The sequence below is a fragment of the Pseudoalteromonas sp. genome (genome assembly GCF_041613455.1).
Classification (GTDB): Bacteria; Pseudomonadota; Gammaproteobacteria; order Enterobacterales; family Alteromonadaceae; genus Pseudoalteromonas.
Genome location: NZ_JBFJHD010000179.1, coordinates 1 through 6,199, shown reverse-complemented (window position 1 = coordinate 6,199; position 6,199 = coordinate 1). Strand labels below are relative to the sequence as shown.

Sequence of the window (6,199 nt, the reverse complement as noted above, 5' to 3'; positions counted from 1 at the left end):
TAACACCCAAGTGATCCCCGGACATGGGCCGCTCACTGATCGTGCGGGGTTGTTAGCGTATGCTAAGCTGGTGCAAAAAGCCAAAGCTGTTATGCTAAAGGCGATGCAAAATGAGGCCAGTTTAGCGCAGCTATTAGCCGCTGACCCACTGGCCGAACTTGGTCTTGAATACGCAAGTTGGTTACCAAAAGAGCGTGTCACTACACTATTTTATCGCAGCTTAAAGAATGAACACCAGCAAGCGCATTAAATCAGTGATCAGTTTGACGGCTGAAAAGTGACTTAATTAGCATGCGCAAAGAATAATATGCAGTTGTGCTATTCAGGTTCGCTGCAACATGGTGAGTAAGTTGCTGAAGCAAGCAAAATGATCATATTTTTAATGACATTGGTGTTGTAGTATTCACCCATTTAATTAAGTCCAGTTCGTGTTCGGCTTAGAATTTTATTATGCCCAAAGGAGTTGTGTATGACGGTAGAAAAAACCCACCTTGAAATGTGTAACTTAACAAAAGAACAATACCCGCAAATTAAAACCTTAATGGATCAAGCGTACCCCGATCTGGGAGGGTCCTGGCCAAGCCATACAATTTTTAGACTCATAGATCAATTTCCTGAAGGGCAAATAGGCATAGTAGACGACGGTGTGTTGGTGGGGTTAGCATTAAGTGTACAAGTAGACTACGCCCGTTTTTCAAATCCGCATACTTATGAAGACATAGCCGACGGTCATGACCGCGTATTTAGTGATACTGCCGGAGATGCGTTGTATGGTTTAGATGTCGCTATTAGTGAAGATTATAGAGGGATGCGTTTAGGGCGCAGACTTTATGATGCCCGTAAAGAATTGTGCCGTCAGTATAACTTACGCGCCATTTTAGCCGGGGGGCGTATTCCACGTTATTACAATCACAGCAACGAAATGACGCCCATGGAATACATTGCCAAAGTGGACCAAAAAGAGCTTTATGATCCTATTTTGAGCTTTCAATTGGCCAATGACTTTCAAGTAAAACGTTTACTTAAAAAGTACTTACCAGAAGATCAAGAGTCGGTGGGGTATGCTACCTTACTGGAGTGGAATAATATTTTATATGAGCCGACCGACACCGTTATAGGCACGGTAAAATCGATTGTGCGCGTTGGCGCGGTGCAGTGGCAAATGCGCAGCGTTTCTTCGGTCGAGGAGCTGCTCAAGCAAGTAGAGTACTTTGTTGATACTGTGTCTGATTATCAAAGTGACTTTATATTGTTCCCAGAATTTTTTAATGCGCCGTTAATGGGCTTAATTGAGCATAGTAATCAAACAGAAGCGATTCGCTATTTAGCGGAATACACCGAAACCTTTAAAAATGCTATGTCACGAATGGCGATTGAATATAACGCCAATATTATTACGGGTTCAATGCCGGTGGCCGCCGGAGATAAAATTTATAACGTCAGCTATTTATGTCACCGCAGCGGTAAAATAGATGAGCAACGTAAAATACATATTACACCACATGAACAAAATGACTGGGTTATTCAAGGCGGCGATAAAATTGCGGTATTTGAAACAGATGCAGGTCGTGTCGGTATTCAAATTTGTTACGACGTTGAATTTCCAGAGTTATCTAGAATCATGGCCAAGCAAGGCTTGGAAATTTTATTTGTGCCATTTTGGACCGATACTAAAAATAGTTATTTACGAGTACGTCATTGCGCTCAAGCGCGCGCCATAGAAAATGAATGTTATGTGGTGATTGCCGGCTCAGTAGGTAACTTACCTGAAGTAGAGAGCTTAGATGTGCAGTTTGCACAATCAGCGGTATTAACTCCCTCTGATTTTTCATTCCCCCATGATGCCACGTTAAATGAGGCAACCACCAATACTGAAATGTTGCTATTTAGTGATTTGGATATGGATAAATTAAAAATATTGCACAGCGAGGGCACGGTACGTAACTTAAAAGATCGCCGTGAAGACTTATACGCCTCTATGCTGCAAAGTGTCAGCGTTTAATCGCGTTAAAACACTATTAATGCGCAAACGGGCTGGTTAAAATACCGGCCTGTTTGTAAAGTGAGTATGAAAATGGCGTGGGTATACTTAATTATTGCTGGGTTACTTGAAATTGGCTGGCCAATCGGCTTAAAAATTTCGCAACAAAGTGAACACCGCTGGCTAGGTATTGGCATAGCTGTGGCGTTTATGGTGGCCAGTGGCTTTATGCTGTGGTTAGCCCAAAAGCAAATATCTATGGGCACGTCCTACGCGGTATGGACTGGTATTGGCGCAGCGGGTACCTTTGTGGTGGGTATTTTATTTTATAACGATGCCGCCACGTTTGGCCGCATTGCCGGAGTGTTAATGATTATTAGCGGGGTGATCACCCTAAAAATTAGCCATTAAATTACCCCCAATCATTAATTAACCATAAACAACGCAGGTAAGATTACCTGCGTTTTTTTATGCTTTAAATTGAGCGTTTTGTAGTCGTCAGTGAGGTAACATGACTAAAATAGCGGCCACGGCAATGAGTAGTAGCCCTGCGCTATCTTGTGTTTTGAGTGGTTGCTTCAGCCATAATAGCGAGATCAATATAGTAAAAAATACCTCGACTTGGCCAAGCGTTTTTACATAAGCCACGTGTTGCAAACTCATGGCGCTAAACCAGCCAATCGACCCTAAACAACTACAGATACTCACCGCACTGGTTAATGTTTTATGTTGATACATGGCGCTAAAGGTGGCGCGCTCCTTGAAGCCAATATAGCAACACAACATCATGGTTTGTAGGCTAATAATCAGTAATAACACCCACGCCGGAGCATAAGGAAAGCTCAGCCCTGAGGTTAAACTCGCTTCGCGGATCCAAGACGATGACAGCGCAAATGACGTGCCACAAGCAAGCCCGATCAACACGGTTTTTAAGCTAAAGTGTTTTACGTTGGCAATGCCGCTTAATAGTAATACGGCAATTGCACCAATAAACACCCCAAACCAACCCAGCAGCGATAAGCTAGAGCCAAAAAACAGCAAGCCTAGGATAGCCGCCATCAGTGCTTCGCTTTTCGCAAGCCCAGCACCAATGGCAAAGTTACTCATTTTAAATAACTTAACCATCAGGGCGGTGGCAATAATTTGCACTATACTGGCGCCCACAATATAGCTAATAAACAGTGGGTTAAACGAAGGTGAGGGCGCAGCTTGATAGTAATAAAGCGCGATTAAATACAGCCCGGCAATGGGGCTGGCAATAATAAAACGCGCTAAAGTGACCCCCGCGATACTAACATGCGTGCTAAGTTGGCTTTGCAGCGCATTACGCCATGACTGCATAAATGCAGCAAAAATAGTGAGTAAAATCCAGATCATAATAACAATACAACGCGCAAACAGGGCGTTAATTTAGCAGTCTAGCGGTATTTACGCGATAGCCAAAAACGTATAGTGAACATTCATCAGCGCTACTTATGTGTTATACCTAGTAGTGAAACAAGCAAAAGTCATTGAAATTGCAAAAGGATAGTTTATGACGACATTAGTAGTGTGTGCGCTGTTAGCGGTATTAATGCCTTACTTAGCAAAAATCCCCGTGGCGGTCGCCATGGCGAAGTTAGGCGGGTACGATAATAAACACCCTCGCGCGCAACAAGCAAAGTTAACCGGTTTTGGTGCGCGTGCTTTAGCGGCGCATCAAAATTGTTTTGAATCGTTAGCTGTATTTGCCGTTGCGCTGGCGGTCGTTATGGGCAGTAATAGTGTTAATGCTATGACAGAAACCTTAGCAATGACCCATATTGTAGCGCGAACTTTATACTGTATTTTTTACTATATGAACCTAGATATAATGCGCTCATTAGTGTGGTTTATTGGCTTAGGCTCTGCTATCGCCATGATAGTGGTGAGCCTCTAGCTTTTATCGTTAAAACTGCAAAGCAAGCAGCCTAAAAGGGTGCTTGCTTTGTAGTCTTGCACAATTTAATAACTTTAATGCGATACGTTAAGGCGTTCAATTAGCTGATGCTTAGGCACCTCACTGTTTAGCGCAAAATCTAACTGAACCAATACATCGGTATAGCCCATTGATGATGGCTGGTATTGCCATTGTAACAAGGCCTGTTTGGCTGCTTTACTAAATGTGGCTGCGGGCTGTTCTTTAATAATCGTCACATTGGTGGTATTACCGGCAGCGGTGATATCGTATTTTAAAACAACAGAACCGCTAATACCTTGCGCTGCGGCTTGCTTTGGGTAGACGGGCTCGATGCGCATAATAGGCTTGATGTGTTGCTCTGTGGTTAGTTTTGCTTGCGGTTGCTGTGCAATGGCAAGTCCGCTGAGCATGCTGGTGGCGATCAACAGTAACCCCCCTTTAGCGATTAGCGAGCGACGACCGCCGTGTTTGATATTTTCAAGTCGTTGTAACATGGTTTCTTTATCTCCGTAGTGTGAGTAAGCCATTAAGCCAGTAGGCACATTTGCCGCACAGGTTAGTAAGGCTTTGCTGTATAAAATGTGTTGATGTGTGGTTTTATTGGCGAGCACTCGCTCATCACAGGTGAGTTCTTGCAGGCGACGTATGCTTGCGTAACACATCCATGCCAAGGGGTTAAACCACAGCAAAATAGTTGGTAATAGTATTAGGGCATTAATTAAGTTGTCTTTGCGTTTAATGTGCACATTTTCGTGCTCTAAAATCAGTGCCAATGTGGCGTTATCAAATTGCTGCATAAAATTGTGCGGCAGCACTAATTTGCTAGTAAAGGTACCGATTACCATAGGGCTTGCCACCTGAGTGCTGGTATAGGTTGTCACCTTGATTGTGATTGCTGGCGTAAACTGTGTGACTTCAATGAGTTGTAAGCGGGTCACAAAGCGCCGATGAATAACAATAGCTGCTATCAATAAAGCGGCAGTGATCACCGCATATAATAGCGCCCAATTGATGCTAAGCTGATCGCTAACAATTTGCTTCGGCGTGATGAAATAATAGCTAATGGCACTGTTTTGCAGTGGTTTAAGGGTATTCGGTAAATTGCTAATAACTAATGCGATGGGTAATAACCACGCCACTTTATAGATGAAACCAGCGCCAAGCGCTTTTAAAGCACATCGCTCTAGTAAAATAAAACCACCAAACAACATGCTTAATAGTAACTGCTGTTCAATTAACCAATTAAAGCCCGTTTGAATAACCATGTTGTGCCCTTACTTTTGCTGTTTTTCCCAGTCATCGATGACTTTCTTTAGCTCATCAATATCTTGTTGAGAGAGCCGCTCAGATTTGGCAAAGCCACTCACCAATGGTGCAATACGACCACTAAATAATCGTTGAATAAAGTTTTCACTTTCTTTAAGGGTGTAATCAGCGCGAGCAATGCAAGGAGTGTAAATGTATTGACGACCGTCTTTTTCAAACGTCAACGCGTCTTTTTTTACTAGTCGCCCGAGTAGGGTTTTAATGGTTTTTTCGTGCCAGTGTGTATCATCGCTTAAGCGCGCAATAATTTGACTCGCGGTAGCTGGGTAATTAAGCCAAAGTGCATCAAGCACTGCAAATTCGGCTTTAGATAATTCAATCATGTTATTGCCTACAAGTGTAATCTTTAAATTAAGATTACACCTGTAATCTATTTTTGCAAGTTTATTCTATACTTTTATTGTGCCACTAATGAGCTAGGCGTTAAGCTCTTTTAAAATATCGCTTTTATTGATTTGTATAAATTGCCCTTCGAGCAGGTTTAAGTCTTTGAGTACCAGATCACTAAATTGTGCGCGATACAAATCAATTACTTTATAACCGCAATAGTGCGCCATTTTACGAATTTGCCTGTTTAGCCCTTGTTTTAATACGATACTAAATTGCTGTTCGGCTAATTTCTCGACCTCACAGGCAAGCGTTATGTGTTTATCAACGGGCACACCGGCGGCCATTGTTTGACAAAAGTCATCATCAATCGGCTTATCTACTGTTACTATATAACGCTTTGGCTGGTGAAAATTCGGGTGGATCAGCTGATTACACAGCTCACCGTCGTTGGTCAAAATAAGCAAGCCGCGCGAGTCTTTATCTAGGCGGCCAATTGGGTATACGCGGGTTGCTTGTGGTAGCTGGTGAATTAGGCTACTGGGATCGTGTCGGTTAAGTTTACAATCAATGCCCACCGGTTTGTGGTAGGCATAATACACTAACGCTGCAGCGCCACCAATAAC

Annotated in this window: 7 protein-coding genes and 1 pseudogene; 4 read left to right on the top strand and 4 right to left on the bottom strand. The window is 43.0% G+C overall.

Translation table 11 applies throughout. The features are described 5' to 3' along the window. From ABYB02_RS13490 to ABYB02_RS13480, 3 genes and pseudogenes are all read left to right on the top strand, one after another. Positions 1 to 250 (top strand): annotated as a pseudogene (locus ABYB02_RS13490) (MBL fold metallo-hydrolase); the annotation flags it as partial. A gap of 219 nt (positions 251 to 469) precedes the next feature. Beyond that, entirely contained in the window at positions 470 to 2,002 is a 1,533-nt protein-coding gene (locus ABYB02_RS13485; RefSeq protein WP_372762949.1) for a GNAT family N-acetyltransferase, read from the top strand. 72 nt (positions 2,003 to 2,074) lie between these two features. Further along, a complete protein-coding gene (locus tag ABYB02_RS13480) occupies positions 2,075 to 2,392 on the top strand; it encodes a multidrug efflux SMR transporter (RefSeq protein WP_372762948.1) in 318 nt (105 codons plus the stop codon). Between the two features lie 87 nt (positions 2,393 to 2,479). Here ABYB02_RS13480 and ABYB02_RS13475 read toward each other — a convergent pair whose 3' ends face one another. Continuing rightward, entirely contained in the window at positions 2,480 to 3,358 is an 879-nt protein-coding gene (locus tag ABYB02_RS13475) for a multidrug transporter (RefSeq protein ID WP_372762947.1), read from the bottom strand. Between the two features lie 157 nt (positions 3,359 to 3,515). Between ABYB02_RS13475 and ABYB02_RS13470 the strand changes: the two genes are divergently transcribed. Next, positions 3,516 to 3,899 (top strand): MAPEG family protein, encoded by a 384-nt coding sequence (locus ABYB02_RS13470; RefSeq protein WP_372762946.1) that lies wholly within the window; start codon positions 3,516 to 3,518, stop codon positions 3,897 to 3,899. A gap of 74 nt (positions 3,900 to 3,973) precedes the next feature. On the opposite strand, the gene ABYB02_RS13465 is transcribed toward ABYB02_RS13470, so the two are convergent. From ABYB02_RS13465 to ABYB02_RS13455, 3 genes are all read right to left on the bottom strand, one after another. Further along, positions 3,974 to 5,185 (bottom strand): TonB family protein, encoded by a 1,212-nt coding sequence (locus ABYB02_RS13465; RefSeq protein WP_372762945.1) that lies wholly within the window; start codon positions 5,183 to 5,185, stop codon positions 3,974 to 3,976. A gap of 9 nt (positions 5,186 to 5,194) precedes the next feature. Beyond that, positions 5,195 to 5,569: a BlaI/MecI/CopY family transcriptional regulator gene (locus tag ABYB02_RS13460; protein ID WP_372762944.1), complete on the bottom strand. Its 375-nt coding sequence runs from the start codon at positions 5,567 to 5,569 to the stop codon at positions 5,195 to 5,197. A gap of 93 nt (positions 5,570 to 5,662) precedes the next feature. After that, positions 5,663 to 6,199 (bottom strand): pseudouridine synthase (locus tag ABYB02_RS13455; protein WP_372762943.1); only part of this gene is annotated, 537 nt, incomplete at its 5' end.